Source organism: Hyphomonas sp. (assembly GCF_016125515.1).
GTDB lineage: Bacteria > Pseudomonadota > Alphaproteobacteria > Caulobacterales > Hyphomonadaceae > Hyphomonas.
Genome location: NZ_WGLO01000010.1, coordinates 39,483 through 65,675, shown reverse-complemented (window position 1 = coordinate 65,675; position 26,193 = coordinate 39,483). Strand labels below are relative to the sequence as shown.

Sequence of the window (26,193 nt, the reverse complement as noted above, 5' to 3'; positions counted from 1 at the left end):
CCATGATCATCGTCGATACCGCACTGAAAAAACGCGAAGCTGAAGGCCGGCCCATCAAGGTCGGCATGATCGGGGCCGGTTTCATGGCCTCGGGCATTGCCCTGCAGATTGCCAAATCCGTACCCGGAATGGTGCTTTGCGGCATTGCCGCCCGCCAACCGCAGCGCGGCATCGACGCCTTCGAGGCCAGCCGCACGGGTGAAACCGTCGTGCGGGCCGACACGGCCGCCGAAATCTCGGCCGCGATCAAGGCCGGCCAGCCGGTCGTCACGACAGATCCGGGTGCCCTCGCCCGCGCCGAAGGCCTCGACGCCATCATCGAAGCCACCGGATCGATGGACTATGCGCTCGAAGCGGTCGAAGGCGCGCTGGAGACCGCCAAGCACGTGATCCTGATGAACGCGGAACTCGACGGCACCGTCGGCCCGCTCCTGAAGGTGAAAGCCGACAAGGCCGGCGTGGTCATCACCAACGTCGATGGCGACCAGCCCGGCGTGCAGATGAACCTCTTCCGTTTCGTCCAGTCCATCGGCGTCAAACCGGTGCTCTGCGGCAACATCAAGGGCCTGCAGGACGAGTACCGCACCCCGGACACCCAGCGCGGCTTTGCCGAGAAATGGGGCCAGAACGTCAACATGGTGACCTCGTTCGCGGACGGCACCAAGATCGCTTACGAACAGGCCATCGTCGCCAACGGTACCGGCATGGGCGTCGCCAAGCGCGGCATGATCGGCCCGGATCCGACCAACAAGAACCCTACCCTGCCGCTGCGCCCGCTCGAGGACTTCGTCGAGATGCTGGCCCCGCACATCGACCCCAAAGGCCCCGGCATCGTCGACTTTGTCGTCGGCGCCCGCCCCGGCCCCGGCGTGTTTGTTCTGGGTACACACGATGATCCGCGCCAGGCCCACTATCTGAACCTCTACAAGCTCGGACAGGGCCCTTATTACCTCTTCTACACGCCCTACCACCTCTGCCATTTCGAAGTACCGCTCACCGTCGCCCGCGCCGTGCTGTTCCACGACCCCGCGCTAACCCCGCTCGGCGCCCCGAATGTCGGCGTCATCACGTTCGCCAAACGCGACCTGAAAGCTGGTCAGACGCTCGACGGCATCGGCGGCTTCGACACCTACGGCCAGGCCGAGAACGCCCCCATCGTCCACAAGGACCGCCTCCTGCCCATGGGCCTTGCAGAAGGCTGCACGGTGAAGCGCGACATGGCCAAGGACAGCGTGCTGACCTTCGACGACGTCACCGTTCCCGCCGGCCGCAAGATCGACGCCTACTATGCCGAGATGGAGCGCCATTTCGGCCTCGTTCCGGCAAAAGAAACCGTCTGATCACGGACAGGCACAGGTGAGGCCATGACCGAAGTCGATACCGTCGTCATCGGCGCCGGCGCGGTCGGTCTCGCCTGCGCCGCCGCCCTCGCCCGCGAGGGCAACGAGGTCCTCGTCCTCGAAGCGGCAAACGCTATCGGCACCGGCACATCCTCGCGCAACAGCGAAGTCGTCCATGCCGGCCTCTACTATCCGACCGGCAGTCTGCGTCACCAGTTCTGCGTCGATGGCCGCCGCCGCCTCTATGCCTGGATGGAGTCGCATGGTGTTGCCCACCGCAAGACCGGCAAGCTGATCGTCGCCACGTCCGACGCCCAGATTGCCAAGATGGAAGTCCTTCACGCGCAAGGCGAGCGCAACGGCGTCGAAGGCCTCTCTTTCCTCTCCGGCGCCGAAGCCATGGAAATGGAGCCGGCCCTGTCCTGCAAGGCCGCGGTCCTCTCCGCCGAAACCGGCATTCTCGACAGCCACGGCTACATGCTCTCGCTGCAGGGCGAGCTCGAAGACCATGGCGGCGCCATCGCGTTCAACACGCCGGTCACCGCCTCCGGGATCCTGCCCGACGGCCGCTTCCGCGTCGAAGCGGGCGGCGCCGAACCGATGACCCTTGTCGCCCGCCAAGTCGTCAACAGCGCCGGCCTCTACGCTGTGCGCACCGCGCGCGCCATGGACGGCTACGACCCCGCTCTCCTGCCGCCCTTCACCCTCGCCAAGGGCAACTATTTCAGCTGCACCGTCCGCTCGCCCTTCCAGCGCCTGATCTATCCCGCGCCCGTCGATGGCGGCCTCGGCGTACACGTCACGCTCGACCTGGGTGGCCAGATGCGCTTTGGCCCGGATGTCGAATGGTTGAACACGGACGATCCGGACACGATCGATTACCGGGTGGACCTGCGCCGCGCCGACAGTTTCTACGCCGCCATCCGCGAATACTGGCCCGACCTGCCGGATGGCTCGATCACCACGGCCTATTCCGGCGTGCGCCCGAAAATCTCGCTGCAGGGCCAGCCCGCCGCCGACTTCCAGCTCGACGGCCCTGCCCGCCACGGCCATGCCGGCCTCGTCCACCTCTTCGGCATCGAATCCCCGGGCCTCACGAGTTCGCTCGCGATTGCCGAAGCGGTTGTGGACGTGCTCAAGGGCTGAGCCGCGCCTCTCCTGTCCTGCGCCGCCCAAAGAAAAAGCCCGCCTCGAAAGGCGGGCTTTCCCGTCGTCGTCCCCGACACGCTTAGCCGGCAAAATCCGGCCAGGTCTTGTCTTTGTCCGACATCTCGGTTGGCTCCAGCGGCCAGGTGATGCCGAACGCCGGATCGTTCCAGCGCACACCGCCTTCGGCCGATGGCGTGTACTTCGCCGAGACCAGGTAGGTCACTTCCACATGGTCGCTGACCGTCTGGAAGCCATGGGCGAAGCCCTTCGGCACCAGCAGCTGGCGCTTGTTCTCGTCGTTCAGTTCGAACGCTTCCCATTTCTTGAAGGTCGGCGAGTCCGGACGCAGGTCGATGATGATGTCAACGATGGCGCCGCGCAGGCAGCGGATCAGCTTGTCCTCGCCATGCGGCGCACGCTGGAAATGCATGCCGCGCAACGTGCCCTTGTTGGCGGAGTAGGATGTGTTCTGCTGCACGAACTCGGTCGGCAGGCCATTGGCGGCAAACTCGTCGACGCAGAACGTGCGCGCAAAGAAGCCACGGTCATCGCCCCGGCGTTCAAGGTCGATCAGCATCGCATCCTTGAGGGTGGTTTGATGGAATTTCATCGGATCACTTCCCTTGTTTCAGCCAGGGGGCACCCTTGGCGTAGATCGCTTCGAGCACCTGCCGGTCGCGGACGGTATCCATCGCCTGCCAGAACCCGTGGTGACGGTAGGCGGCCAGCTGGCCGGCCTCGACGAGCCGGTTCATCGGCTCCTGTTCCCAGACCGTGGCATCGCCATCGACCAGGTCGATCACATCGGGTTCGCACACGAAGAAGCCGCCATTGATCAGGCCCACGTCCACCGAGTCCTTCTCGCGGAAGGACTGCACGATCGGCTCGTCCGGGGCGAGGCCCATGACTCCGAAACGGCCCGGCGGCGTCACCGCCGTGACGGTTGCCTGGACGCCCGTCTTCTTGTGGAACGCCACCAGCGCCGTCAGGTCTACATCGGACACGCCGTCGCCATAGGTCAGGCAGAAAGTCTCATTGCCGATGATCTCCTTGGCGCGCTTCAGGCGGCCGCCGGTCATCGTGTCGATGCCGGTGTCCAGCACGGTCACTTTCCACGGCAGCGGCTTGTTCTGCGTCCAGGTCAGTTCGCCATTGCTCAGGTCGACCGTGAAGTCGCCGGTGCGGCGGGTATAGTTAAGGAAATAGTCCTTGATGAACTCGACCTTGTAACCGCCCAGCACCACGAAATCGGTGATGCCATGTGCGGCGTACATTTCCATGATGTGGTGCAGGATCGGACGGCCGCCCACTTCCACCATCGGCTTCGGCCGGAGGGTCGTCTCTTCGCTCAGGCGCGTCCCAAAACCGCCTGCAAAAATCACTGCCTTCACACTTGTCTCCATCCCATGCGCATGCGCCGTGCCGGATCGGGAAATCCGCCACACCTCAACCCGGCCGGTGCATCGGCTATGCCAGTGCCAGCAGCCGCTTGGCTATGTCTTCGATACGCGCCCAGTTGCCGGCGGCAATATCCGCCTGGCTGGCAATCCACGAGCCGCCCAGCGCAAAGACGTTCGGAAGGTTAAGATAGGTCTTCACCTCATCCTCGTTGATGCCGCCGGTGGGCATGAACCTGAGGTGCGGCAGGGGCCCGGCCAGCGCCTTCAGCGCCGGTACACCGCCTGCAATCGAGGCCGGGAACAGTTTCAGCCGCTCGAATCCTTCCTCATGGCGCGTCATCGCTTCGCTGGCCGAGGCGATACCCGAGATCATCACGCTTTCGCGGCCCTTCAGGGCATCACGCAGTCCAGGCGACATGCCGGGCGAGACCAGGAATTCTGCGCCCGCCTTCAGCGCCGCATCCGCGTCGCGCCCGGTCAACACTGTGCCGGCCCCAACCAGCAGCTCCGGCGCTTCCGCCTTCATCGCGGTGATCGCGTCCAACCCTGCGGGCGTGCGCAGCGTGACTTCAGCAATGGTGATTCCGGCCTTTACCAGGGTACGTGCCAGCGGTCCCGCCGCGCTGACCGAGTCGACCACGATCACGGGGACAACAGGCGCCTTGCGGGCGGCAGCATCGAGTTTCTGGATCGTGTCGGGCATCGGCGGGTCCTGCGCAGTCCGGGCGCGCACTCGGGGTGAGGCACACTCGCCTGTGTTGGCCCGTATCGCCGCGAAAAACAAGCCAGCGTCCGGGCGGCCCTGCCATGCGAAAACTCAGGCCGCCTGCACCTCGCCGGTCGGGCGCGAAGCAGAGCGGTCCAGCACGCCGGGCTCGTCCCAGCGTCCCTCTGGCCGGATGATCTGCAGCGGGTCCGCCCTGATGGTCAACGCCTGCGGATGCGGCGCGATAGGGATTTCCATCTCGCAATAGTCGAAGCCCGAGAAGGCAAAGTTCTCGCGCCCGTGAACCAGCCGGCAGCGGAACACCCGGCTCCACACCGGCCACAGCCGCGACTGGATCTGCGCCAGAGCCACACGGTAGCCCTTGCGCGAGATCACCTCGCACGTCTCCGCCATCAGCACGCGGAGCGCCGGCGTGCCCCGGAAAGCCGGCAGGATGGTCGAGCGTTCGATCTTCGCGAACCCGGCAAACCAGCGCACCCGGCACGTGCCCGCCGGACGTCCGCCTGCCTTCACCAGAAAATGCGTGCACGAGAAATCGTTGCCATCATATTCTTCATCATAGGGACAATCCTGCTCGGCCAGGTACACGGCCGCGCGCAGCGCCATCGCCTGCTGGTATTCCTCCAGCGTGCGCACCGGCCCGGCCGAATAGGCCTCCAGCATCTCCGGCGTAAGCGGCCGGGTCAGCGACAGTTCGCCAAAGTCCGGCCGCTGGCTCATGCCGCTTTCTCCTGTGCGGAGGGCAGTGGCTCCTGCCCCCAGAGATCCGGCAGGCCGCCTTCGATGGGCTGGAAGCCGAGCGAGGCCATCGACCGTTTGCCCGCCTCGGTCGCCCCACGTGCGAAGCAGGGCACCGGCGCAAAGAACTCCACCCGCGTGACGCCCGCCGCCATCATCACGGCGCGCCGCGCCTCCTTGGTGACGCCGGCATAGACGCCGATATAGACGCCGCCGCAGGGTTCGCCCTGACAGGCCAGATGCGACAGCGCCGGCCAGGCGGGGACGAAACTGCCGTCACGCACCGCCGCCACACCGTCGCGGCTGAGCGGAACGGTGATGAACACGCCCCCCACCGGATCGCCGGTGACCCAACCCGCCATGCCGGTCATCCCGTCGATCCAGCGGATCGATTCCGCTGACGCCATGGTCTGCTCGGTCAGGTGCTCGGCCAGCGCCAGGCCGGACTGCAACTCATCAAAGTCTGCCCGGCGGAATCCGAACTCCGCCGCGCGGCGTTTAAGGGCGTCATAGTCGATCAGGATCTCGGTCATGGCAGGCCTCCGTGCGCACACCTCTGGCGTGCATTTCACGAAAACTCTCTCACACGTTTAGAGACACCTCAAGACCAAACTCGCGGACTGGTTGTATTTTCTCAGGCTGCAAAACCCTGCAACTGCGCCGCCGATTCGCGGGCCTGTTCGGGCGAGCCGAACAGCTGGCGGTTCACGCCGATCCGCTTGTACCAGTAGTGCAGCCCGACGAGATCGGTGAAGCCCATGCCCCCGTGCACTTCTGTCGCCGTGCGGGCAATGAAGGTGCCCGCCTCTGCCAGGTAGGACTTCGCAAGATTGGCCATGACAGGTCCTTCCGCGTCGCTGGTATCGAGCGCGTGGGCGGCATGCCAGATCAATGCGCGGCCGGGCTCCAGCTTCGCAGCCATTTCGGCGCACATGTGCTTGACCGCCTGAAACGAGCCGATCACCCGGCCGAACTGCTGGCGCTCGGCAGCATAGGCCACGGCTTTGTCGATCATCGCCTGCGCAGCGCCGAGCGTGTCGGCGGCAACGAGCAGGCGCGCGAGCGCGATCAACCGGTCCTCGGCCGGCGCCTTGAGCGCGCTCGGCGCGTCCTTGAACGTCACCTCATGGAACGTCCGTGTCCGGTCGATTGTCTTCATCACGGCGAGCGCGCCCAGCGCTTCGACGAGATGCAGCCCGCCCGCCTCATCAGACGTGAGTAGGTGCGTCGCGCCTTCGGCAGACAGCGCCAACAATGACTTGCCGGTGAGCTTGCCGCCGGAGACCTTGAGCCCCGCCCCGTCCCGCCGCGAAAAGAGTTCGGTCAGGGCAAGCCCCACCTTCACCTCGCTGCTCGCAAGCCCTGGCAGGTGCGCGTTGCCGTGCCGCCCCAACAGGTCAGCAGACACCGCCGTCGCCAGGAAGCGCGAGGGCGCGATGAAATAGCCGAGCTGTTCTTGTACGAGGCACGCATCGAGCGCGCCCAGGCCAAGGCCACCAAAAGTTTCCGGCACCATCAGGGCGGCGAGACCGAACTCTTCGAGCGCCGTGTCGAGCGCAGCAAGGGCGGCGGCATCGCCCGCAGCAATCTTGCGGACCTTATCCAGCGACGCGGCTTCGGACAGGACGCCCTTGAGGCTGTCCTGCAACATGCGCTGGTCTTCGGAGAGTGCAAATTCCATCGGTCTTACGCCTTTGCCAGCTTGGGCTCGCGCGGCATGCCGAGGCCGCGTTCCGCGATGATGTTTTTCTGGATCTGGGCGGTGCCGCCGCCAATGATCAGGCCGAGATCGTACATGTAGCGCCATTGCCAGCTGCCTTCGCTGCGCAGGTGCTCGCCCTCCTCATAGAGAATGCCGAGTTCACCGAGCGCATCGATCGCCAGGCGCGCGATCTCATGGTTGAGGTCACACCCGTTCAGCTTCACGATCAGCCCAGCCAGCCCCGGGCTCTCGCTTTTCAGCCGGCTGGTCATGATACGCAGGCCATTGGCCTGCATCGCATAGACTTCCGACTGCAGCTTGATCAGCCGGTCGCGCAGCATCGGATTGTCGATCAGGCGCTGGCCGTTGACACTCTCGCTCTTCATCAGCGTCACGAGTTCAAGGAAGCGGGCTTTGGTCGCGTTCGGGTCGCCCAGCATGCCGCGCTCATGGGTGAGTGTGGCGTTGGCCACCTGCCAGCCTTTGTTCGGCGCATAGATGACACCGCTCTTCGGCACACGGACATCCGTGAAGAACACTTCATTGAAGTTCGCCGTGCCGGTCATGTCGACCAGCGGGCGGATCTCGATGCCGGGCGTCGTCATCGGGAAGGTGATGTAGGTGATGCCCTCATGCTTTTTGGCCGTGGGGTCCGTTCGCACGAGGCAAAATATCATGTCGGCCTGCTTGGCCGTTGAGGTCCAGATCTTGGAGCCGTTGATCACATAGTGATCGCCGTCTTCCACTGCCGCCGTCCGCAAAGCCGCAAGGTCAGATCCTGCGCCGGGCTCGGAATAACCCTGGCACCAGATCATCTCGCCCTCGATGGTCGGGCGGATATAGGCCTGCTTCTGTTCCTCGGTGCCGAGTTCCAGAAGCGTCGGCACCAGCATCGCGATGCCCTGCCCGGACATCGGCCCCTGGATGCGCGTGCGGGCGAACTCCGCCGCGATGATCCGCGCTTTCAGGATGTCTGGCTCGGCGCCGTAACCGCCATATTCCTTCGGGATGGTCCGCGCCGCGAGACCGTTCCGGATCAGCAGTTTCTGCCAGGCGATCCGTTTCGGATTCTTGTAGCCCTTGTCCTCCGGACCGGGGGCCAGATGGGCATTCGTGGACAGGATTTCCACGACATCGGCGCGGAAGGCTTCGTATTCGGGATCGAGGTCGAGTTTCATGGTCCCATTAGAAAGACCTGCCGCGAGGTCCGGCAAGAGGGGCGCTTGCGCGACGTCGCGTAAGGGCCTTAGCTCTTGGGAAACAACCCCTTGAGGAGGAAACCCATGCCCGTCGAATACGTCAAGAAAGGCCATGTCGCCATCATCACGATGAACCGCCCGGAAGCGCGCAACGCTATCAATGGCGAGATGGCGTCGACCATGGAAGCGGCGCTCGACCAGATGGAATCGGACCCCGAAGTTTGGGTCGGCATCCTCACCGCCGTCGGCAAGGCCTTCTGCGCGGGCGCGGACCTCAAGGAAATCTCGGCCGGCAACGGCGGCGCCCTCTCTACCAAGAAAGGCGGCTTTGCCGGAATCGCGCGGCGCGAGCGCACCAAGCCGCTGATCGCCGCGATCACCGGTTCGGCGCTGGCCGGCGGCACCGAAGTCGCCCTCTCCTGCGACATGATCATCTGTGCCGACGACACCAATTTCGGCCTGCCGGAAGTGAAGCGATCGCTGGTTGCCGGTGCCGGCGGCCTGTTCCGCCTGCCGCGCGTGATCGGCAAGGCGGTGGCGCTGGAGGTGATCCTCACCGGCGATCCGCTGCCGGCCCAGCGCGCATACGAACTCGGCATGGTCAACAAGGTGGTGCCGGAAGCCGAAGTGATGGCCGAAGCCGAGAAACTCGCCGCCCGGATCACCGCCAACGCTCCGCTCGCCGTCGCCGCGAGCCGCGCAGTTGCGATCGACGCGACCAGCAAGACGGACGAGGAACTCTGGAAGGATTCCGGCAAGGCCTTCGCCGGAATCGTCGGCACGGAGGACTTCAAGGAAGGCCCCCGCGCCTTCATCGAGAAACGCGCCCCGGTCTGGAAGGGCAAGTAAGCTTCACGCGCTGCACGGGCGTCCGGACGCAGCTTTGGGCTGGCCGGTTGATAGGTTTCTGGGCTTTCCAACGTCTGCTCTTCCCGGCGGGCATGCGCCGGGATGACAAGGGAAAGAGGTTGGGGTCAGGCGCGGAGGTCGCGGCCCATGTTCTGGAGGAGCGCGTTGGCGAATTTGGCGTCGGGCTCGTCGAAGAAATCGTGGGCGAGCGAGACGTATTCGTCGAGGATCACTGCGTCGGAGAGTTCCTGGTGCACGATGAACTCGGCGCCGGCGGCGCGCAGCAGGGCGCGCATCGTCGCGTCGAGGCGGGTCAGTTTCCAGCCTTCGGCGAGGCGCGCGAGGATGGCATTGTCGATCCGCGCCTGATGATCGACGACCGCGTTGACCACCGACTTGAACAGGTCCGGATCAGCATCCTCGATGGGGGCCCCGTCCGGGCCGAGGCCGAGACGGTCTTCCATGAATTCGCGCACGGTGGCGCGGGCGGATTTCTCCGTCTGCTCCATTTCATAAAGCGCCTGCACGGCCGCCAGGCGCGCGCCGGCGCGGCGGGCGCGGATGACGTCGAAGGGGAGTTTCGGTGCGCTCAACGGATCAGCTCTTTGCGGAACTTGATCATTGCGAGGCAGGCCTGGGCGGCTTCGGCGCCCTTGTTCTTGCGCTTGCGGTCGGCGCGGGCAAGCGCCTGGGCTTCGTTCTCGACCGTCAGGATACCGTAGCCGATAGCCTGGCGACGCTGCACGATCAGGTCCATCAAGCCGCGGGCGCTTTCACCGCAAACATAGTCATAGTGCGAGGTCTCGCCGCGGATGACGCAGCCGAGGGCGATGGCGCCGTCAAAGCGGCCGGAATCGGCGGCCATGGCGATCAGGCCCGGGATTTCAAAAGCGCCGGGCACTTCCATCACGGTGACTTTCGCGCCGGCAGCTTCGAGCACTTCCAGCGCGCCCGCTTCCAGCTCGTCGCTGATGTGTTTGTAATAGCGCGAAATCGCGATCAGGACGCGGTCGGCCATAAGGTGTTCTCCTCGTTCAGGCGGCGCCAGCCCTCTATTGTCAGGCCGTATCCGTCAAGCCCCGCAAGGCGGGTGGGCTGCGTATCGGACAGGTAGATCATGCGGCGCACGCCAAGTTCACGCAGGATCTGGGCCCCGATGCCGTATTCGCGCAAGGGGGCGGTGGGGTCGCGCGGGAGGGCCGATTTGAGGCCGAGCCGCTCGGCAATGGCGTTGGGATGCATCATGTTCACGAACACCACAACGCCCGGCTCCGGGGCTTTGGCGATCAGGTTCATGGCCTTGCTGACGAGGCCTTCGCGTGGGCCGCGTTCGCCCAGCACGTCCGCGAGAACGTCCGTGCGGTGGACGCGAACCAGCGTCAGCGAATCCGGGCGGATGTCGCCGTGCACGATGGCAATGTGTTCAGACCCGTCGAGCGTGTTGCGGAAACAGACCGTGCGGAACCCGTCGCCAAAAGCGGAATCGAGCGGGGCTTCGACCCGGCGCTCGAGGAATCGGTCGTTCTGGCGGCGCCAGGCAATCAGGTCTGCAATCGTGCCGATCTTGAGATTGTGCAACTGGGCAAAGGCGACCAGTTCCGGCAGGCGGGCCATGGTACCGTCATCGTTCATGATCTCGCAGATCACGCCGGCCGGATAAAGTCCGGCCATGCGGGAGATGTCGACGGCGGCTTCGGTATGGCCTGCCCGGACGAGCGTGCCGCCCTCCTTGGCGATCAACGGGAAGACGTGGCCGGGCGTGACGATGTCGTCATTGTCCTTGGTCGGATCAATCGCGACAGCAATAGTGCGCGCGCGGTCGTGCGCGGAGATGCCGGTAGTGACGCCCTCTTTCGCCTCGATAGAGACCGTAAAGGCGGTCTGCATGCTTTCGCGGTTGTTGCGGGTCATCATGTCGAGCTGGAGCGTGTGGGCGCGTTCCTGCGTCATCGACAGGCAGATCAGTCCCCGGCCATGCTTGGCCATAAAGTTTACCGCTTCCGGCGTGGCGAAGGTGGCGGGAATGACGAGGTCGCCCTCGTTCTCGCGGTCCTCGGCATCAACGAGGATGAACATGCGCCCGTTGCGCGCATCCTCGATGATTTCCTCGATGGACGAGATGGCGGCGTGGAAGTCGTTGCTCATGGGGCGGGCTTTCCTTGCGGCGCATCGGCGCCGATCATGCGCGCTACGTAGCGCGCCAGCATGTCGATTTCGAGATTCACCTTGTCGCCGGCCTTCAGTGTGCTGAGGGTCGTGACTTCCCAGGTGTGGGGGATGACGGCGACCTGGAAGTCGCCGTTCGCAAGGGCCGCGGCCACGGTGAGCGATACGCCGTTGATGGCGGCGGAGCCTTTGGTGGCGAAGTAGCGGGCGATGTCTGCGGGCGGGCGGATGGTGACCCGGAAGCTCTGGCCCTCGGGCTCGACCGCGACGATCTCGCCGACACCGTCGACGTGGCCGAACACGAAATGGCCGCCGAGTTCATCGCCGAGCTTCAGGCTCTGTTCAAGATTGACGCGGCTGCCTTCGGTCCAGCTGCCGAGGATGGTTCTGGACAGGGTTTCCGGCACCGCTTCCACGGCGAACCAGGAGCCGCGGGGAGCTTCGCCCATGTCCACCACGGTCAGGCAGACGCCGGCATGGAGGATGGACGCGCCCATGGCGATGCCGGTCAGCGGATAGCCGCTCTCGACCTCGAACCGGGTGAGACCATTGCGGTGCTCGGCGCGCCGGATGGTGCCGACATCAGTGACAAGGCCTGTAAACATTGGGAAATCCTGCCTGGGCCCTATTGCTCAACTCGAACATAAGTATCGAGGGCGTCATCTCCAATCCGTTCCGTCGCGACAGGACGCCAGCGCGTCGCAGCCTTGAGGTCGGTCAGGCCGAGTTCGCCGACTGCAGAGAGCCCTTCCCCGCCGATCAGGAGCGGCGCGCGGAACCAGGCGATTTCGTGGACGAGGCCCTCGCGCACGAAACTGGCGGCGAGCTGGCTGCCGCCTTCGACGAGGATCGTGCGCAGGCCCTCAGCCTCGGCGCGCCGGACGAGGTCGCGGACATTGACACGCACGCCGTTGCCGCAGCGCCAAACGCTGGCGCCGGCGGCTGCATGGGCCTCGGCGGCGTCGCCGGCGGTGGCGATGACGACCGGGGCGACATTGAGCGAGGTCATCAGCTTGGCGTGCAGCGGGGTGCGGGCGTGGGAGTCGGCGACGATGCGGACCGGTTGACGCGCGGGCAGCGGGATGGTGCGGGCGGTGAGCAGTGGGTCGTCGGCCATGACGGTGCCGACCCCGACCAGGATCGCGTCATGTGCGGCGCGCAGCTCATGGGCGCGGGCGCGCGAGGCGCTGGAGGTGATCCACTGGCTGGTGCCATCGGCCAGGGCGATGCGGCCGTCGAGCGAGGTCGCAAGCTTGAGCGTGATGCGAACGGAGCTCATGCGCCGTCTGCGTCTTCATCATCGAGCGCCGCCTTATCGATGAACTGGGCGAAATCGCTGGGATCCTTGAAGTCGCGGTAGACGCTGGCGAAGCGGACATAGCCGACCGGATCGACCATGCGCAGCGCTTCCATGGCGAGTTCGCCGACATCGTTGGAGCTGATCTCGGACTCGCCGGTGCTCTCGAGCTTGCGGACGATGCCGGAGACCATCTGGTCGATCTGTTCGCGGTCCACCGGACGTTTGCGCAGGGCGATGGTGATGGAGCGGGCGAGGCGTTCGCGGTCGAACGGCGCGCGCTTGCCGTCGCGCTTGATCACGGTGATCTCGCGCAGCTGGACCCGTTCGAAAGTGGTGAAGCGCGCGCCGCAGCTTTCACAGACACGGCGGCGGCGCACAGCTGTATCGTCTTCCGCCGAGCGGCTGTCCTTTACCGAAGTATTGTCAGACCCACAGAACGGACAACGCAAAGTGTATCAGGCTCCCAGACCGTCATAGATGGGGAAGCGCGCGGTGAGCGCCTTCACTTCGGCGCGGACACGCTCTTCGACGCCGCCGTTGTCCTGCGACGACAGCGCATCGACGATCTCGCCGATCCATGTGCCGATCTGCGTGAACTCTGTCTCGCCGAAGCCGCGCGTGGTGCCGGCGGGCGAGCCGACGCGGATACCGGAGGTGACGGTGGGCGGGGCGGGATCAAACGGAATGCCGTTCTTGTTGCAGGTGATGAAGGCGCGCTCCAGCGCCGCTTCGGCGTCCTTGCCGGTGACGCCTTTCGGGCGCAGGTCGATCAGAGCGACGTGGGTGTCGGTGCCGCCGGAGACGACATCAAGGCCCGCCGCGCGGCAGGCGGCAGCCATGGCGCGCGCGTTGGCAACGACCTGGGCGGCATAGGCGCGGAAGTCCGGCGTCAGGGCTTCGCCGAACGCCACGGCCTTGGCGGCGATGACGTGCATCAGCGGGCCGCCCTGGATACCCGGGAAGATGGCCGAGTTGATCTTCTTGGCGAGCGCGTCGTCATTCGTGAGGATCATGCCGCCGCGGGGGCCGCGCAGCGTCTTGTGCGTGGTCGTGGTGGCGATGTGGGCATGGTCGAGCGGGTTCGGGTGCACGCCGCCGGCTACGAGGCCCGCAAAGTGCGCCATGTCGACCAGGAAGAGCGCGCCGACTTCGTCTGCGATCTCGCGAAAGCGGCGGAAATCGATCTGGCGCGGATAGGCCGAGCCGCCGGCGATGATTAGCTGCGGCCGGTGGGCGCGGGCGAGGCGCGCGACCTCCTCGAAGTCGATCAGGTGATCGTCCGGGCGCACGCCGTACTGGACCGCGTTGAACCATTTGCCGGACTGGTTGGGCTTTGCCCCGTGGGTGAGGTGGCCGCCGGCGGCGAGGCTCATGCCGAGGATGGTGTCACCCGGCTTCAGCACCGCCTGGAACACACCCTGGTTTGCCTGGCTGCCCGAATTGGGCTGGACGTTGGCGAAGCCGCAATTGAACAGTTTCTTTGCCCGTTCGATGGCGAGTTCTTCGGCGATGTCCACGAATTCGCAGCCGCCATAGTAACGCTTGCCCGGATAGCCTTCGGCATACTTGTTCGTCAGGATCGTGCCTTGTGCTTCAAGTACAGCGCGCGAGACGATGTTCTCCGAGGCAATCAGCTCGATCTGGTGCTGCTGGCGCGTGGCTTCCTTGGCCACAGCTGCGGCGACCTCCGGGTCGCGCTCGGCCAGCGAAGCCGTGAAAAAACTGCCGGAAAGGCTCTGTGGGATATGCGCCGAGTCAGCCATTTAGTCCTCCGGTTCCGAATCCCCGGCTGTTTACGCGCCTGCGCTGCCGGGAGCAACTGCTGCTGTCGTAATGGCCAGCCTGCATATACAGATGGCAATCTTCAAATAAATTCAGAGCACAAGACGATAGATACTTTACGTCGTGATGCGATTACAATTAAACCCTCAACTATGCTGATTTCTGGTTCGGTGAATACAGAGTTCAGCGGGGGTGGGACATGAAAGAACTTGAAGAATCCGAGCTGCTCGAGATGACCGTTGAAATCGTGTCGTCTTACGTGGCCAATAACGTGTTACAGGCGGGCGCCCTGCCCGACCTGATCAAGACCGTGCACGCGACAATCACCGGGCTGACCCATCAGACGGCCGCGCCCGCCGAAAAGCTGGAGCCGGCGATTTCAGTGGCGAAGTCGGTGACGCCGGAATTCATCGTCTGTCTGGAGGACGGGCGGAAGCTGAAGATGTTGAAGCGCTACCTGCGCACGCGCTATGACATGACGCCGGAAGAATACCGCGCAAAATGGAACCTGCCGGCCGACTATCCGATGGTGGCGCCTAGTTATGCCAAGCTGCGTTCGCGGCACGCGAAGCAGATCGGCCTTGGAAAAAAGCGTTAAAGGCCGCAGCGCCGGAAACTAAGCGGCCTTATCCAGTCCGAGCTGCTTCCAGACCGCGAGGATCGCGGCGACCAACTCGTCCATCATGATCTCGTCATGCACCGGGCTCGGCGTGAAGCGCAGACGCTCGGTGCCGCGTGGAACGGTCGGGTAGTTGATCGGCTGGACGTAGATGCCGAAATCGAAGAGCAGCGTGTCGGACAGGGCCTTGCAGCGCTCAGGATCGCCTACGAGCAGCGGCACGATGTGCGACGGCGAGTCCATCACCGGCAGGCCGGCCTCGCGGAAGCGTTCCTTCAGCTGGGCGGCTTTCGCCTGGTGAACGGCGCGCAGGCGGCGGCCTTCGTCGGTGCGCAGCTTGCGGATGCTGGCGAGCGCGCCGGCAGCCATCACCGGGCAGGTCGAGGTGCTGAAGATGAAGCCCGAGGCCATCGAGCGGATCGCATCGACGACGCTGGCATGGCTGGCGATGTAGCCGCCCATCACGCCGAAGCCCTTGGCGAGCGTGCCTTCGATGATGTCGATCCGGTCGGCAAGGCCGAGCATTTCGGCGACGCCGGCGCCTTGCTCTCCATACAGGCCCACAGCGTGAACTTCGTCGAGATAGGTCAGCGCGTTGAACTCGTCGGCCAGATTGCAGATCTCTTCCATCCGGCCGAAATCGCCGTCCATGGAATAAACGCTTTCGAAGGCGATCAGTTTCGGGCGATCCGGTTCGTCGAGTTCGATCAGTGCGCGCAGGTGATCCACATCGTTGTGGCGGAAGACGCGGTAGTCTGCGCCCGAGCGGCGGATACCCTCGATCATCGAGGCGTGGTTCAGCGCGTCGGAATAGATGACCAGGTTCGGCAGGATTTTGCCGAGCGTGGAGAGCGTGGCGTCGTTGGAGACATAGCCCGAAGTGAAGAGCAGCGCAGCTTCCTTGCCATGCAGGTCGGCCAGTTCACGCTCGAGATCGACGTGGAAACGGGTGGTGCCGGAGATGTTACGGGTGCCGCCGGATCCAGCGCCGAAGCTGTCGATGGCGTCGTGCATGGAGGCGATGACTTCGTCGTCCTGGCCCATCGCCAGATAGTCGTTGGAGCACCAGATCGTCACTTCGCGCTCGCCGTCTTCCATGCGGGCCGTGGCCTTGGGGAAGCGGCCGCGGTGGCGCTGGAGGTCAATGAAGACCCGGTAACGGCCCTCGCCGCGAATGTTGTTGAGGGCGTCTTCGAATGATTTGAGATGCTTCATTGGCCGCACGCAGACTTTCAGTGGTGAAGGGCGCCCCACCAGGGGCCTCCGGGCTGTGTCTCCTTAAGCCCGGAGCCTTTTTAATCAGATCAGGAAAATTACCTATGCGGCATAACCGGGCAGCTCGCGGTCCAGCTTGCGCAGCAGCGCGGGCCAGACAAGCATCTGGCTGAGCGTCTTCATGCCGCTGCTCTGACCGGTCAATCCGCCCTGCCCGGCGACTTTGTCCTGCAGGTCTTCGCCGCATTCCAGCACGCCGTCGCGGCCTGCCGTAAGGGCCATAACCTGCATTTTGCAGGCCCGCTCCAGGAAGAACATGCGGGTGAAGGTCATGGCGGCCGTTTCGCCGCAGGTCAGCGTGCCGTGGTTGCGCAGCAGCATCGAATGCTTGGTGGGGCCGAGGTCAGCCACCAGACGCTCACGCTCATCGAGATCGAGGGCGACGCCCTCATAGTCGTGATAGGCGATGTCGTTCCGAACGATCATGGCGGTCTGACTGATTGGCAGGAGGCCCTCCTTCTGGGCCGAGACGGCCACGCCCTGGTCGGTGTGGACGTGCATCACCACCTGCGCATCCTCGCGGGCGGCATGGATGGCGGAGTGGATAGTGAACCCCGCCGGGTTGATCATCGCCTCGGTCTCCTGGACGATATTGCCGTCCAGATCGACCTTCACCAGCGAGGAGGCGGTGATTTCCTCGAAGAAGTAACCATACGGGTTGATCAGGAAGTGATGCTCCGGCCCCGGCACCCGGTGGGAGATGTGGGTGAAGATCATGTCGTCCCAGCCATACAGGGCTGTCAGGCGGTACAGGGCCGCCAGATCCACGCGCGCCTGCCACTCGGCGGCGCTGACTGAACTGCGAATATCGATCTGCGGATTACCGTCGGCCATTGCATGTTTCTCCCTGTTTATCCGGGCAGATTACCTTAACTCGATACGGCTGGCCAGATTACGATGACGCGAGAGTCAGGTTTGGTTCAGGTTCGACATCGGCCTCGCCTTGACGCCGTGCTCAAAGCATTTGCACATGCCCGCTCATGGCTGACCTGAAACTCGCATTTTTCGCCTCCAAACGGCCCGAAGCCCAGCAGGCTCTGCCCCTGCTGGTGGCGAAGTATGGCAACTACCCGGAGGAAGAAGCCGATGTCGTGGTCGCGCTGGGCGGCGACGGGGCGCAGCTCGACACGCTGCGGCGCCGGTTTTCGGACGGCAAGCCGGTCTATGGCATGAACCTCGGCACGATCGGGTTCCTGATGAACGAATACAAGGCCGACGGCCTTGTGGAGCGCATCGACGCGGCAGAGCGGGCAAGCGTGGCGCCCCTGCGAATGTTCGCAGTGGATATCCACGGCAATGAGCACCGGGCGCTGGCGATCAACGAAGTGTCGCTGCTGCGCCAGACGGCGCAGTCGGCCCGCCTTCGGATCGCGGTCGATACGCGGGTGCGGATGGACGAGCTGGTGTGCGACGGGATCATGGTGGCAACACCGGCCGGTTCAACCGCCTACAACCTGTCGGCCCATGGCCCGATCCTGCCGATCGGCGCGAACCTGCTCGCGCTGACGCCGGTCAGCGCCTTCCGGCCCCGGCGGTGGCGCGGGGCGCTGCTGCGCCATGACGCGCGGGTTGATATCGAGATCCTGGCGCCGGATCGGCGGCCCGTTTCAGCCTCGGCCGATAACCAGGAAGTGCGCGACATCGTGCGCGTTTCGGTGGAGACCGACCTCTCGCGCCGCCTGACACTGCTGTTTGATCCGGGCCACGCGCTGGACGAGCGGATCCTGACGGAACAGTTTGCTTTCTGAGGTCTGCGGCGGATCTTGCGTCAGTTTAATGTTAACCGTTGAACCTTAGCTTTCAGGCCTCAGTTGCAAGGTCTGAAGCATGCTTAGAAAATTGTTTTCCAAGGCGACCCAGTCGGCGTCAAAGAACCTGCTAAACAACCAGACTCTGCCGACTCCGGACATTTCGCGGGTCATCAAGACCGCAGCGCCTGGCTACGCCGCGCCCATTTCGGATGACGAAGCCGATTCGCTGGCGAGCGATGCCGAGCAGGCCATTGATGGCCTGTCGGAACAGTTCGAAGCCTGGATGCGCCGCGACCTCGAAGCGCTGCGCGACACCTGGGCCGAAGCGCAGAAGCCCGAAGCGACCGCCGAAGAATATCGCCGTCTCTACACCGCCGCCCACAACATCACCGGCGCCGCACCGTCTTACGGTTTTCCGGCCGTTTCACGCCTCAGCCGCTCGCTGTGCACATTGCTGTCGCAGACCGCACCTGGCGAGAATGGCCCGCTGATCAATCTGCACGTCGAAGCCTGCCGCGCCGCCATTGCGGCGGGTCCGGCAGGTGATGCGAGCCATTCGGTGGCCGATGCCGTGTGCGACGCGCTGGAGCGCCGCGTGGCAGCCCGCACGGCGCAGCGCGCCTGATCAGACGTTGACGCGCGACAGGAGTTCCTCGGTCTGGCCATAGCCGGCTTCCTCCGGAATATGCAGGCACGCCTGACCGTCCGCCGTCTTCCCGACTTTCGGCAAAACGCTGACCACGGGCTCTGCCCCGAAGGTTTCCATCGCCATGGCCACTGACGTCGCGCGGGCGAGTTTCACGAGGTTCATCCGTGTCGGGAAGATGATGGTTGCAGTGCCATCGCGCTCCTGTTGCAGCGCATCATTGGCTGCCACCCAGACCGCATCCGTCGTCTCGCGGCCGTCATGGGCAGCAATCTGCCATTCCGGAGCGGGTGCGATGTAGAAATGCGTATCGAAACGTTTCGGCATCATTTCCGGCGTGATCCAGTGGCCGAAGTGCACGAGGCTGTCGAGCGCGAGCACCAGGTCGTTTTCCTTCATGAGCTCGAGGAAGGACTGCTCGCCCCTGTCGACCGCGCTTCGGAAGGGCGCGAGCTTCTCGGCCATGTCTGCGCCGACCAGCGTGGCGCCAGTGCCGCGCGCGCTGCGGGGACGCGCAAGGAGCAGACCGGATTCCTCATACGCTTCGCGGATGGCGGCGATACGGGCGTCCTGCTGGACCGGGCCAAAATCGCCATCCGTCCAGTCGTCCCAATCGGGACTGGCATCCGCAGGCGCCGCCTTGCCACCCGGAAACACGAGCGCGCCGGCGGCAAAATCAATCTCGTAATGGCGCTTCACCATCAGCACTTCGGGATGGGGCGCCGCATCGCGCAGCAGTAGAATCGTCGCGGAAAGACGGGGTTCAGACGGAGGAGGCTTCGTCATGGTGGCCAAAATCCTTAAAATTTCCGGGAAATCTTGCCCGTTGCCTGCGCGTGATCTTCAACTCCAGCCGTTAGGGAAGGCAAGAGCCAGTCATGAGACGCAAAAAGGAAACCGGATGCGCCCCTTCCCCCGCCCGAACACGAGCCTTGTCCGCAAGCCCAATGCTCCCGCGGTCCGATTCAAGTCCGTGATGCACCTTGTTGCCGGCGATTCGCTCGGCCTGCTGGCTGACGAGCCTATGGAATTCGAAGAGCGCGTGTCGTTCGGGCCCGCCTGCAATGACAATGAACCGCTGAGCGCCGCGCGCTGGATGGCCGGCCGGCTGGAGCGCGTCGCGAGCGCCGCCTGCGCCGAATCCCTGTCGCAGCGCCCGATCCTTGTGGCCGCACCGATGGCGGCGCTGGCCGACCCTGACACGGCCCTCCTGTGTGACAACGCCGTGCGCCGCACGATCCTGTGCCAACAGGAATTCTGCCTGATGTTCTCGGACGCTGCGTTTGCCGGCGATCCCGCCGATGCCACATCGCGCGTGGCTCGCCTGCGCCGCGTCGGTTTCCGCGTGGGCATCGACATGCGCTACTCCTGGCAGACGCCGCTGAGCGAGAGCCTCCGTATCCTGATCGACACGATCCGCGTCGATGCAGCTGCTCTGTCCGAATGTGAGGATCTGGTGGACGTGACCCAGGCCGCCAAAGCGTCGGGCATCCTCGTGGTGGCCGATCATGCCGGATGGCGCGATGGCGAGTTCCTGGAGGACTTGGGCGTTGCCGGCGGCGTTGCGCCGCAGTCCGACGCCTGAGCCTCAGGCCGCGTCGGTGTCTTCGGCGACCGCGTCGTCGCGCGACGCCATCTCCGAATAATAATCCAGCTTGTCGAGCAAGTAGTCCAGGTCGTCCTTCGGGATGGCCTGGAACTGCGTCAGAACGCGTTCGATCATCCGTGCACGGAACCTTGCGCGGTCGTTCGGACCGCCATCATGTTGCGTCTCGTGGAACACCGTGACAGCGGCCTTGAAGGCTGGCAGCATCTTGCGCGGCAGACCGGCACGGTCGAACACCGCCTGGAGGCCAAGCGGGCCGGCATCGTGGATCATCAGCCACACGCGCTGGTGCGCGACGCCCGACAACTCCGACAGGGCGTGCTCCACAAACCGCATCTGACCGCAGCAAAGCGCGCGCATGATCAGTGAATTGGACAGTCGGCCGTTGAGGTTCAGCTGCGAGACGAAACGCGGCAGGTCGTTGGTGCGCCCGGCCTGTTCCACCAGATCGATCGTCGCGCGCTCGCGGGCGCTGGCGGCAAGATCGATGGCGAGCTGGGCCGGAAGTTCGTGACGGTTCACCAGGATGTCGAACAGCTGGCCGGAGACCAGCGAAACCATCTTCTCGGCAATATGGGTCGGGATGAAGTCGCGCTTGATCAGGCCTGCCTGGACGATCTCGTCGCCGCCGAACCGGCGGAGCGTGTCGTCGAAGGCCTTGTCGGTCCATTCGGCGCCGCTGTTGGTCGCGAGCGCGCGGACAGCCTCGACGGCGCCATGCTCGGTGATGACTTCCGAAACCATGATCGACACCGACTCGCGGCTGGCGATGGCGGCCTGTTTCGCGGCGGTGACTGACAGCACGAGCTCGACGAGGTCTTCATCTGTGAAGACAGGCGAATCCTGAAGAAGTGGAATCGAGACGGCCTCGATGTCGCGGGCAAGCTTCAGCGCCACCTCGCGCGGCAGCACTGGCGAGCTGCGCAGCGTGACGGCGAGGGTCCGGCGAACCAGGTCGGCGGCGTCTTCAGCCAGGATGCCGATGATCTCGTCGGCAAAGGCCTTCTCGCGGTCGCTGAGCACGTCCAGCGCAATGCGGCGGCACAGGCGATGGGCGACCGAAGCGCGCTGCTCCGGCGTTTCCCCGCGCATCAGGCGAAGGATATCGTCCTCAGTCAGTTGCGGGCGAATGCTCTGGACCGTCATGGGCGGGCTCTATCCTCAGATTCGAATTACCCGCGAAACCTCGGCGAAGGGGGTTAATATCCGTTTACCAAGCCGCCGACCCAGCTGTTACCGCACAAGAAAAAGCCGGCCAGGATTTCTCCGGCCGGCTCTGTAATCTGCAAGAATTGCAAGGCTTAAGCGTCGTCTTCCTTGAAGAGGTCGTCGCGCGAAACCGCCGTGTCCTCGACCTTGGCCACCGAGAGGATGTGGTCGACGACCTTGTCCTCGTAGATCGGCGCGCGCAGCTGGGCCATGGCGTTCGGGTTCTTCTGGAAGAACTGCACCACTTCCCGCTCCTGGCCCGGATACTGGCGGGCTTCGCGGATCAGGGCCTGGTTGACTTCCTGTTCGGTGATGCGGACGTCCGCGATCCGGCCCATTTCGGCCAGGACGAGGCCAAGGCGCACGCGGCGCTCGGCGATCTTGCGGTATTCGGCTTTCAGTTCGTCTTCCGGCTTCTCTTTGTCTTCCGGGGTGACGCGGCCGGCATCCATTTCGGCCTGCAGCTGCTGCCAGATCTGGTTGAATTCCATCTCCACCATGCCCGGCGGCAGATCGAAGTCGTGCGCCGCATCCAGCTTGTCGAGCAGGTCGCGCTTGGCTTTCGAGCGCGAGGCGTTCGCGTGCTCGGCGGAGAGCTGGTCTTTCACCAGGCCGCGCAGCTGTTCGAGGCTCTCGAGGCCGAGGCCCTTGGCGAACTCGTCGTCGATTTCAGGCGTTTTCGGTGCGCGCACTTCGTGCACCTTCACTTCGAAGACAGCGGCTTTGCCGGCTAGGTTGGCAGCCGGATAGTCTTCCGGGAAGGAGACGTTGAGATCCTTCTCTTCGCCCGCTTTGACGCCCAGAAGCTGCTCTTCGAAGCCGGGGATGAAGCGGTTGGCGCCGAGCACGACCGATTGCTGCTCTGCCGAGCCGCCTTCGAAGGCTTCGCCGTCGATCTTGCCGACGAAATCGATCACGACGGCGTCGCCATCCTTCGCTTTGGCGGTCTTGGCGCGGGGCTCGTACTGGGTGTTCTGGCCGGCGATGCGAGCCAGCGACTCGTCGATCTGCTCATCGGTGACTTCCGCGACCGGGCGCGCGATCGTCAGGCTGTCGGCCGCGACGGGGGTGAACTCGGGCATCACATCGACGTGCATGTGGTAGGAGAGGTCAGCCTCGCCTTTCACGACTTTCTCGATGTCGCCTTCCATATGGACGTTCGGCTGGCCGGCGGGGCGCAGGTCGCTGTCCTGGAGGGCTTTCTGGTTGGTCTCGTTGACCAGCTTGTCGATCAGCTCGCCCATCAGGTCGCGGCCGTACATCTTGCGCACGTGGGCCGCCGGCACCTTGCCCGGGCGGAAGCCCTTGAGGCGCATGGTGGGACGGATTTCCTCGATCCGCTGGTTCAATTTCGCTTGCAGCTCGCCGGCGGTAACCGTCACTGCAAAAGTGCGGCTGAGACCTTCTGCCTTGGTCTGAGTGACTTCCATGTTCACTTCTTTCGTCAATGAAGGCATGACCGGGGGTGCCGCTGGGGGCCCCGGACACGCTAAATCCTGCCTGAAGCGGCGGCTTATGTCATATGGGGACGGCCCTGTCCACGCCGCGTGACGGGCGAGTGCAGTGGCCCCGGCCACCCCTGTTACAGCAGGCGATTGCCCCCGGCGGAGCCCTCGCGTATGAGGCGGGCGGAACGCGGATGTGGCGGAATTGGTAGACGCACTGGATTTAGGTTCCAGCGCCGCAAGGCGTGGAGGTTCGAGTCCTCTCATCCGCACCAGGCTTCGCCCTACCCCATTTCCCCATGCAGGGCGCTCAGGATGTCGGGAAGGTGCATTTCCAGGTCTTCGGCGACGAGGCCCGCGCCAACGCGGCGGCCCGCTTCGCCGTGGATCCAGGCGGCCATGGCGGCGGCGACAAAACTGTCGACGCCTTGCGTCATCAGGCCGGCGAGAATGCCCGCCAGCACATCGCCCGAACCGGCCGTAGCGAGCCAGCGGGTAGCATGCGTGTTAACGACGACCTGACCATCCGGCTGGGCGATTACGGTGTCGGCGCCCTTCAGCAGCACGATGCATCCCGCCCGCGCGGCGGCCTGACGTCCGGCTTCGATCTTGTTGGGCGCTGTGGAGAGCAGATCTCCGAAGAGGCGCTCGAATTCGCCGGTATGCGGCGTCAGCACATCGCCGGGGCGCAGCCGGGCGAAGAGCGCTTCCGGGTTGTCGGCGCAGACCGTGAGCGCGTCGGCATCCAGCACGCAGCGTGCAGGGGAGCTCAGCAGCACTTCAACATTGGCGCGCGTTTGCGGCGTGACGCCGGCTGCCGGCCCGATCACGGCGACGGTGGCGGCCTTCGCCGCTTCGGCGAGTTCGTCCGGTCCGTCTACGGACGATAGCATGATGGCCGTGAGGTGTGCGGCGTTCACCATCAGGGCCGAGGGCGGCGATAGCAGCGTGACGAGGCCGGCCCCGGCGCGCAGGCCCGCGCGGGCGGCAAGGCGCGCCGCGCCGGTGGAACTCATCCCGCCACTGACGACCTTGAGATGGCCGCGCCGGTGCTTGTAGTCGCCCTGCCCCGGTTGCGGCATGCCCGCCGCCCAGAGCGCCGGACTGTTCTCGACCGCGCGCGTGGCCGCCGGAATGCCGATGTCGGCCACCATCACCACGCCGCAATAGGCCGCGCCGGGCAACAAGACGTGGGCGGGCCGAAGCGCCGCAAAGGTGAGCGTGCCTTCGGCGCGGAAACATGGACCGAGCGGCCGGGCGGTGAACCCGTCGATGCCGGAAGGCACATCGACCGAGATCACCCGGCCGGGCCGCGCAGCGAGCGCCGCAGCGGCGCCTTCAAGTGGACGCGACAGGCCGCCGCCATAAAGTGCATCGAGGACCAGTTCGTGCGGCGCGGTGAGCGCCTCTTCCAGCGTGCCGACCGGGCCGTCCCATAGCGCGGCGGCCTTGGCAGCGTCACCCTTCAGGTCGCCCACCGGTACGGCGCAGAACACGGTGACCTTGCGCCAGCGCTTGGCGAGGCCTGCTGCGGCTATGAAGCCGTCGCCGCCATTTCCTCCCGGCCCGCACAGAACCTGGATGTCACCGTCCGGCCAATGCGCGTGCACGAATTCCGCGACCGCCTCACCGGCGCGTTGCATGACGTCGAAACTGCTGGCGCCGGCATCGAAAACCGCCTGCTCAGCGAGGCGCATTTCCTGCGGAGTGAGAATTGGTCTGCCCATAAGGGCGGCTCATAGCACGCGGGTGGCGGATTCGCTTCCGTATTCTGCGACGCGCAGACGGCCGTTTTTCATGTCCAGCCGGGTGACCGAACAGTGGCCAGGGCGGAAAACCGTGACACGGTCATCGCCTTCGAGCAGGCCGCAGAGCGCGTTGATCGCAACAAAGTGCGAGAAGACCGCCGTGCCTGCCGGAAGGGCGCTGACGAAGGCGCCCATATTGGCGCGCCATCCGACATAGTCCGGGCCCGCTTCGGTCCATGTACCGGCCATGACGGCGCGCAGCCATGCAACGCGGTCAGGCGTGTTCGCGGGCGTTGCGATTTCGGAGACTTCGGGCGCGATGGCCGGGCTCAAGCTGAGCTTGGCCGACAGAGGCGCGGAGGTCTCCCGGCAGCGCTGCATGGGACTTGAGATAACGCGCTGAATGCCATGGCCGCTGAGTATTTCAGCGACGGCTTCGGCCTGACAGGCGCCCAGATCGCTGAGGCCGGGATCGGGATGGTCGCCCCAGCCGGCGGCCGCTTCGCCGTGTCGGATGAGATAGATCATGCGGCGACCGGCTCAGCCGACAGGTCCTGCGGCTGCAGGGTGGGCGTGTAGCCATGCTGCGACATCAGTTTCAGCGTTTCGCGGTAGACGACCGGCTTCTCGATGCCGAGACGGGCGCGGGCAACGTCCAGCGGTTCACGCATCAGGGCCATAATGTCTTCCTGGATGATGCGTCCGGCCTTGGCGCCGTTGCGCTTGCCTTCCCGGAAACAATCCATGATTCGCGCGCCCTTGGGCGCGTGCTTGGCGATCGTGCGGCACCCCATGAAGGAAATGAAGAGCACGCCGAGCCCGGGCTGCTGGCTGTATGTGAAGGCAAGCAGCGAGGCCTCGCCGAGCGCGTCCCGGTTGTAGCCGGTCAGAACATGGAACAGGTCATGTGTGTCGCGCAGGCGGTTGCCATACCACAGCATGTCGTCTTCGAACTCGCTGGCCTTTGAGCGGTATTTCTCGCTCTCGTCGACGAGGCCCTGCGCGGTCAGGCCTTCGCGCTCCATGAACTCGATATAGGCCCGCCCGACGGTGCCTTCCGGCAGCTCGCGGATCCAGCTGTGATCGTCGAGGACCGGCGGCAGGTAAGGTTTCTCAGCCAGCAGCCGCTTGCCGGCGGGGGTCTCGGCAAATGCCCAGAAATTGCGCTCGAAGGAGCGCCCGTTCAGCGCCTCGATGATATGGAAAACCTGCTCAGTGTCTTCTTTGTCCGCGATCAGCTTCTGCATGTGCGCCCATGCCTTGAGTGGACGGAACGCGGCAGGCTTTCGCTCAGGATGGACAAAGATTTCAGCGGTCATCAGCAGCAGCTCCGGTTTGACCCCTGTGAGTATCACGCACACAGCCTACTGAAAAGTGACGCAGGCGTCATTAATTTGGAAAACCTGCCCTAAAAGCGCTGCCTAATTTTTAGGCCGATCCGCCCGAATATTTACCACGTAGCGTGCAGGAAGCGTGACTCCCGCGTCTACCTATCGCGTCTGATCCCAACACCCCATACGCACGGATGAAATCTTAACCGGG

General features: G+C 64.7%; 29 protein-coding genes and 1 tRNA gene. 8 read left to right on the top strand and 22 right to left on the bottom strand.

Features of this window, described 5'->3' with window-relative positions:
* Positions 1–2: 2 nt before the first annotated feature.
* Positions 3–1,340, top strand: a complete 1,338-nt coding sequence (locus tag GC148_RS09490) for an SAF domain-containing protein (protein WP_291070444.1) — start codon at positions 3–5, stop codon at positions 1,338–1,340.
* 24 nt (positions 1,341–1,364) lie between these two features.
* Positions 1,365–2,486 carry an NAD(P)/FAD-dependent oxidoreductase gene (locus tag GC148_RS09485; RefSeq protein ID WP_291070442.1) on the top strand — a complete coding sequence of 374 codons (1,122 nt, stop codon included), beginning with the start codon at positions 1,365–1,367 and terminating at the stop codon, positions 2,484–2,486.
* A gap of 82 nt (positions 2,487–2,568) precedes the next feature.
* Here GC148_RS09485 and rfbC read toward each other — a convergent pair whose 3' ends face one another.
* The 7 genes from rfbC to GC148_RS09450 all read right to left on the bottom strand — a co-directional run bounded on the left by rfbC (position 2,569) and on the right by GC148_RS09450 (position 8,234).
* A complete protein-coding gene (gene rfbC, locus GC148_RS09480) occupies positions 2,569–3,099 on the bottom strand; it encodes a dTDP-4-dehydrorhamnose 3,5-epimerase (RefSeq protein WP_291070441.1) in 531 nt (176 codons plus the stop codon).
* Between the two features lie 4 nt (positions 3,100–3,103).
* Entirely contained in the window at positions 3,104–3,880 is a 777-nt protein-coding gene (gene rfbF / locus GC148_RS09475; RefSeq protein WP_291070439.1) for a glucose-1-phosphate cytidylyltransferase, read from the bottom strand.
* Positions 3,881–3,956: 76 nt separating this feature from the next.
* Complete coding sequence (gene eda, locus GC148_RS09470; protein ID WP_291070438.1) at positions 3,957–4,592, bottom strand: bifunctional 4-hydroxy-2-oxoglutarate aldolase/2-dehydro-3-deoxy-phosphogluconate aldolase; 636 nt, start codon at positions 4,590–4,592, stop codon at positions 3,957–3,959.
* Positions 4,593–4,706: 114 nt separating this feature from the next.
* Complete coding sequence (locus GC148_RS09465) at positions 4,707–5,336, bottom strand: N-acetyltransferase (protein ID WP_291070437.1); 630 nt, start codon at positions 5,334–5,336, stop codon at positions 4,707–4,709.
* The gene (locus GC148_RS09460; RefSeq protein WP_291070435.1) at positions 5,333–5,887 is read right to left on the bottom strand and encodes a hypothetical protein; all 555 of its coding nucleotides are present in this window, start codon (positions 5,885–5,887) and stop codon (positions 5,333–5,335) included. Before GC148_RS09460 ends, GC148_RS09465 begins: the two co-directional genes overlap by 4 nt.
* A 101-nt stretch (positions 5,888–5,988) precedes the next feature.
* Complete coding sequence (locus GC148_RS09455) at positions 5,989–7,035, bottom strand: acyl-CoA dehydrogenase family protein (RefSeq protein ID WP_291070433.1); 1,047 nt, start codon at positions 7,033–7,035, stop codon at positions 5,989–5,991.
* Between the two features lie 5 nt (positions 7,036–7,040).
* Positions 7,041–8,234 carry an acyl-CoA dehydrogenase family protein gene (locus GC148_RS09450; protein ID WP_291070432.1) on the bottom strand — a complete coding sequence of 398 codons (1,194 nt, stop codon included), beginning with the start codon at positions 8,232–8,234 and terminating at the stop codon, positions 7,041–7,043.
* Between the two features lie 105 nt (positions 8,235–8,339).
* Between GC148_RS09450 and GC148_RS09445 the strand changes: the two genes are divergently transcribed.
* Complete coding sequence (locus GC148_RS09445; protein ID WP_291070430.1) at positions 8,340–9,104, top strand: crotonase/enoyl-CoA hydratase family protein; 765 nt, start codon at positions 8,340–8,342, stop codon at positions 9,102–9,104.
* 125 nt (positions 9,105–9,229) lie between these two features.
* Here GC148_RS09445 and nusB read toward each other — a convergent pair whose 3' ends face one another.
* The 7 genes from nusB to glyA are packed head-to-tail and all read right to left on the bottom strand — an operon-like array spanning position 9,230 to position 14,333.
* Positions 9,230–9,697, bottom strand: coding sequence for a transcription antitermination factor NusB (gene nusB, locus GC148_RS09440; RefSeq protein WP_291070429.1), 468 nt, complete (start codon positions 9,695–9,697; stop codon positions 9,230–9,232).
* Positions 9,694–10,122 carry a 6,7-dimethyl-8-ribityllumazine synthase gene (ribH, locus tag GC148_RS09435; protein WP_291070428.1) on the bottom strand — a complete coding sequence of 143 codons (429 nt, stop codon included), beginning with the start codon at positions 10,120–10,122 and terminating at the stop codon, positions 9,694–9,696. Before ribH ends, nusB begins: the two co-directional genes overlap by 4 nt.
* On the bottom strand, positions 10,104–11,249 hold the full coding sequence (ribB, locus tag GC148_RS09430; protein WP_291070427.1) for a 3,4-dihydroxy-2-butanone-4-phosphate synthase: 1,146 nt from the start codon (positions 11,247–11,249) through the stop codon (positions 10,104–10,106). Before ribB ends, ribH begins: the two co-directional genes overlap by 19 nt.
* A complete protein-coding gene (locus GC148_RS09425) occupies positions 11,246–11,875 on the bottom strand; it encodes a riboflavin synthase (protein WP_291070426.1) in 630 nt (209 codons plus the stop codon). Before GC148_RS09425 ends, ribB begins: the two co-directional genes overlap by 4 nt.
* Before the next feature lie 20 nt (positions 11,876–11,895).
* A complete protein-coding gene (locus GC148_RS09420; protein ID WP_291070425.1) occupies positions 11,896–12,549 on the bottom strand; it encodes a RibD family protein in 654 nt (217 codons plus the stop codon).
* Positions 12,546–13,019 (bottom strand): transcriptional regulator NrdR, encoded by a 474-nt coding sequence (gene nrdR, locus GC148_RS09415; RefSeq protein ID WP_291070424.1) that lies wholly within the window; start codon positions 13,017–13,019, stop codon positions 12,546–12,548. The genes GC148_RS09420 and nrdR overlap by 4 nt, the downstream gene beginning before the upstream one ends.
* 6 nt (positions 13,020–13,025) lie before the next feature.
* Positions 13,026–14,333 carry a serine hydroxymethyltransferase gene (glyA, locus tag GC148_RS09410; protein WP_291070423.1) on the bottom strand — a complete coding sequence of 436 codons (1,308 nt, stop codon included), beginning with the start codon at positions 14,331–14,333 and terminating at the stop codon, positions 13,026–13,028.
* Between the two features lie 218 nt (positions 14,334–14,551).
* On the opposite strand from glyA, the gene GC148_RS09405 reads away from it, so the two are divergent.
* On the top strand, positions 14,552–14,950 hold the full coding sequence (locus GC148_RS09405) for a MucR family transcriptional regulator (RefSeq protein WP_291070422.1): 399 nt from the start codon (positions 14,552–14,554) through the stop codon (positions 14,948–14,950).
* Between the two features lie 18 nt (positions 14,951–14,968).
* Here GC148_RS09405 and hemA read toward each other — a convergent pair whose 3' ends face one another.
* Positions 14,969–16,186, bottom strand: a complete 1,218-nt coding sequence (gene hemA, locus GC148_RS09400; protein ID WP_291070421.1) for a 5-aminolevulinate synthase — start codon at positions 16,184–16,186, stop codon at positions 14,969–14,971.
* 102 nt (positions 16,187–16,288) lie between these two features.
* Positions 16,289–17,080 carry a class II aldolase/adducin family protein gene (locus GC148_RS09395; RefSeq protein WP_291070420.1) on the bottom strand — a complete coding sequence of 264 codons (792 nt, stop codon included), beginning with the start codon at positions 17,078–17,080 and terminating at the stop codon, positions 16,289–16,291.
* 146 nt (positions 17,081–17,226) lie between these two features.
* Here GC148_RS09395 and GC148_RS09390 point away from each other — a divergent pair, with 146 nt between their 5' ends.
* Together GC148_RS09390 and GC148_RS09385 are read left to right on the top strand one after the other, a co-directional pair.
* The gene (locus tag GC148_RS09390; RefSeq protein WP_291070419.1) at positions 17,227–17,994 is read left to right on the top strand and encodes an NAD kinase; all 768 of its coding nucleotides are present in this window, start codon (positions 17,227–17,229) and stop codon (positions 17,992–17,994) included.
* Positions 17,995–18,073: 79 nt separating this feature from the next.
* Entirely contained in the window at positions 18,074–18,622 is a 549-nt protein-coding gene (locus tag GC148_RS09385) for an Hpt domain-containing protein (RefSeq protein ID WP_291070418.1), read from the top strand.
* On the opposite strand, the gene GC148_RS09380 is transcribed toward GC148_RS09385, so the two are convergent.
* A complete protein-coding gene (locus GC148_RS09380) occupies positions 18,623–19,429 on the bottom strand; it encodes an NUDIX hydrolase (RefSeq protein WP_291070417.1) in 807 nt (268 codons plus the stop codon).
* A gap of 115 nt (positions 19,430–19,544) precedes the next feature.
* Here GC148_RS09380 and GC148_RS09375 point away from each other — a divergent pair, with 115 nt between their 5' ends.
* Positions 19,545–20,228: an EAL domain-containing protein gene (locus GC148_RS09375; protein ID WP_291070416.1), complete on the top strand. Its 684-nt coding sequence runs from the start codon at positions 19,545–19,547 to the stop codon at positions 20,226–20,228.
* 3 nt (positions 20,229–20,231) lie between these two features.
* On the opposite strand, the gene GC148_RS09370 is transcribed toward GC148_RS09375, so the two are convergent.
* A complete protein-coding gene (locus GC148_RS09370; RefSeq protein ID WP_291070415.1) occupies positions 20,232–21,395 on the bottom strand; it encodes a DUF2336 domain-containing protein in 1,164 nt (387 codons plus the stop codon).
* Between the two features lie 155 nt (positions 21,396–21,550).
* Entirely contained in the window at positions 21,551–22,888 is a 1,338-nt protein-coding gene (tig, locus tag GC148_RS09365; RefSeq protein ID WP_291070414.1) for a trigger factor, read from the bottom strand.
* A 205-nt stretch (positions 22,889–23,093) separates the two neighbouring features.
* Here tig and GC148_RS09360 point away from each other — a divergent pair.
* Positions 23,094–23,178 (top strand) — tRNA-Leu (locus GC148_RS09360).
* A gap of 9 nt (positions 23,179–23,187) precedes the next feature.
* Here GC148_RS09360 and GC148_RS09355 read toward each other — a convergent pair.
* Genes GC148_RS09355 through GC148_RS09345 form a run of 3 tightly spaced genes read right to left on the bottom strand, consistent with a single transcriptional unit; the run spans position 23,188 to position 25,970 of the window.
* Positions 23,188–24,630 (bottom strand): NAD(P)H-hydrate dehydratase, encoded by a 1,443-nt coding sequence (locus GC148_RS09355; protein ID WP_291070413.1) that lies wholly within the window; start codon positions 24,628–24,630, stop codon positions 23,188–23,190.
* A 9-nt stretch (positions 24,631–24,639) separates the two neighbouring features.
* Positions 24,640–25,179, bottom strand: coding sequence for a histidine phosphatase family protein (locus GC148_RS09350; protein WP_291070412.1), 540 nt, complete (start codon positions 25,177–25,179; stop codon positions 24,640–24,642).
* Positions 25,176–25,970 carry a Coq4 family protein gene (locus GC148_RS09345; RefSeq protein WP_291070411.1) on the bottom strand — a complete coding sequence of 265 codons (795 nt, stop codon included), beginning with the start codon at positions 25,968–25,970 and terminating at the stop codon, positions 25,176–25,178. The genes GC148_RS09350 and GC148_RS09345 overlap by 4 nt, the downstream gene beginning before the upstream one ends.
* Between the last annotated feature and the right edge of the window lie 223 nt (positions 25,971–26,193).

What these genes read in the sequence shown, in the direction of transcription:
- GC148_RS09490 (WP_291070444.1), top strand. Translation starts at nt 3, where the DNA reads ATGATCATCGTCGATACCGCACTGAAAAAACGCGAAGCTGAAGGCCGG.
- GC148_RS09485 (WP_291070442.1), top strand. Translation starts at nt 1,365, where the DNA reads ATGACCGAAGTCGATACCGTCGTCATCGGCGCCGGCGCGGTCGGTCTC.
- rfbC (WP_291070441.1), bottom strand. Translation starts at nt 3,099, where the DNA reads ATGAAATTCCATCAAACCACCCTCAAGGATGCGATGCTGATCGACCTT.
- eda (WP_291070438.1), bottom strand. Translation starts at nt 4,592, where the DNA reads ATGCCCGACACGATCCAGAAACTCGATGCTGCCGCCCGCAAGGCGCCT.
- GC148_RS09465 (WP_291070437.1), bottom strand. Translation starts at nt 5,336, where the DNA reads ATGAGCCAGCGGCCGGACTTTGGCGAACTGTCGCTGACCCGGCCGCTT.
- GC148_RS09460 (WP_291070435.1), bottom strand. Translation starts at nt 5,887, where the DNA reads ATGACCGAGATCCTGATCGACTATGACGCCCTTAAACGCCGCGCGGCG.
- GC148_RS09455 (WP_291070433.1), bottom strand. Translation starts at nt 7,035, where the DNA reads ATGGAATTTGCACTCTCCGAAGACCAGCGCATGTTGCAGGACAGCCTC.
- GC148_RS09450 (WP_291070432.1), bottom strand. Translation starts at nt 8,234, where the DNA reads ATGAAACTCGACCTCGATCCCGAATACGAAGCCTTCCGCGCCGATGTC.
- GC148_RS09445 (WP_291070430.1), top strand. Translation starts at nt 8,340, where the DNA reads ATGCCCGTCGAATACGTCAAGAAAGGCCATGTCGCCATCATCACGATG.
- ribH (WP_291070428.1), bottom strand. Translation starts at nt 10,122, where the DNA reads ATGGCCGACCGCGTCCTGATCGCGATTTCGCGCTATTACAAACACATC.
- ribB (WP_291070427.1), bottom strand. Translation starts at nt 11,249, where the DNA reads ATGAGCAACGACTTCCACGCCGCCATCTCGTCCATCGAGGAAATCATC.
- GC148_RS09425 (WP_291070426.1), bottom strand. Translation starts at nt 11,875, where the DNA reads ATGTTTACAGGCCTTGTCACTGATGTCGGCACCATCCGGCGCGCCGAG.
- GC148_RS09420 (WP_291070425.1), bottom strand. Translation starts at nt 12,549, where the DNA reads ATGAGCTCCGTTCGCATCACGCTCAAGCTTGCGACCTCGCTCGACGGC.
- glyA (WP_291070423.1), bottom strand. Translation starts at nt 14,333, where the DNA reads ATGGCTGACTCGGCGCATATCCCACAGAGCCTTTCCGGCAGTTTTTTC.
- GC148_RS09405 (WP_291070422.1), top strand. Translation starts at nt 14,552, where the DNA reads ATGAAAGAACTTGAAGAATCCGAGCTGCTCGAGATGACCGTTGAAATC.
- hemA (WP_291070421.1), bottom strand. Translation starts at nt 16,186, where the DNA reads ATGAAGCATCTCAAATCATTCGAAGACGCCCTCAACAACATTCGCGGC.
- GC148_RS09395 (WP_291070420.1), bottom strand. Translation starts at nt 17,080, where the DNA reads ATGGCCGACGGTAATCCGCAGATCGATATTCGCAGTTCAGTCAGCGCC.
- GC148_RS09390 (WP_291070419.1), top strand. Translation starts at nt 17,227, where the DNA reads ATGGCTGACCTGAAACTCGCATTTTTCGCCTCCAAACGGCCCGAAGCC.
- GC148_RS09385 (WP_291070418.1), top strand. Translation starts at nt 18,074, where the DNA reads ATGCTTAGAAAATTGTTTTCCAAGGCGACCCAGTCGGCGTCAAAGAAC.
- GC148_RS09380 (WP_291070417.1), bottom strand. Translation starts at nt 19,429, where the DNA reads ATGACGAAGCCTCCTCCGTCTGAACCCCGTCTTTCCGCGACGATTCTA.
- GC148_RS09375 (WP_291070416.1), top strand. Translation starts at nt 19,545, where the DNA reads ATGCGCCCCTTCCCCCGCCCGAACACGAGCCTTGTCCGCAAGCCCAAT.
- GC148_RS09370 (WP_291070415.1), bottom strand. Translation starts at nt 21,395, where the DNA reads ATGACGGTCCAGAGCATTCGCCCGCAACTGACTGAGGACGATATCCTT.
- tig (WP_291070414.1), bottom strand. Translation starts at nt 22,888, where the DNA reads ATGGAAGTCACTCAGACCAAGGCAGAAGGTCTCAGCCGCACTTTTGCA.
- GC148_RS09355 (WP_291070413.1), bottom strand. Translation starts at nt 24,630, where the DNA reads ATGGGCAGACCAATTCTCACTCCGCAGGAAATGCGCCTCGCTGAGCAG.
- GC148_RS09350 (WP_291070412.1), bottom strand. Translation starts at nt 25,179, where the DNA reads ATGATCTATCTCATCCGACACGGCGAAGCGGCCGCCGGCTGGGGCGAC.
- GC148_RS09345 (WP_291070411.1), bottom strand. Translation starts at nt 25,970, where the DNA reads ATGACCGCTGAAATCTTTGTCCATCCTGAGCGAAAGCCTGCCGCGTTC.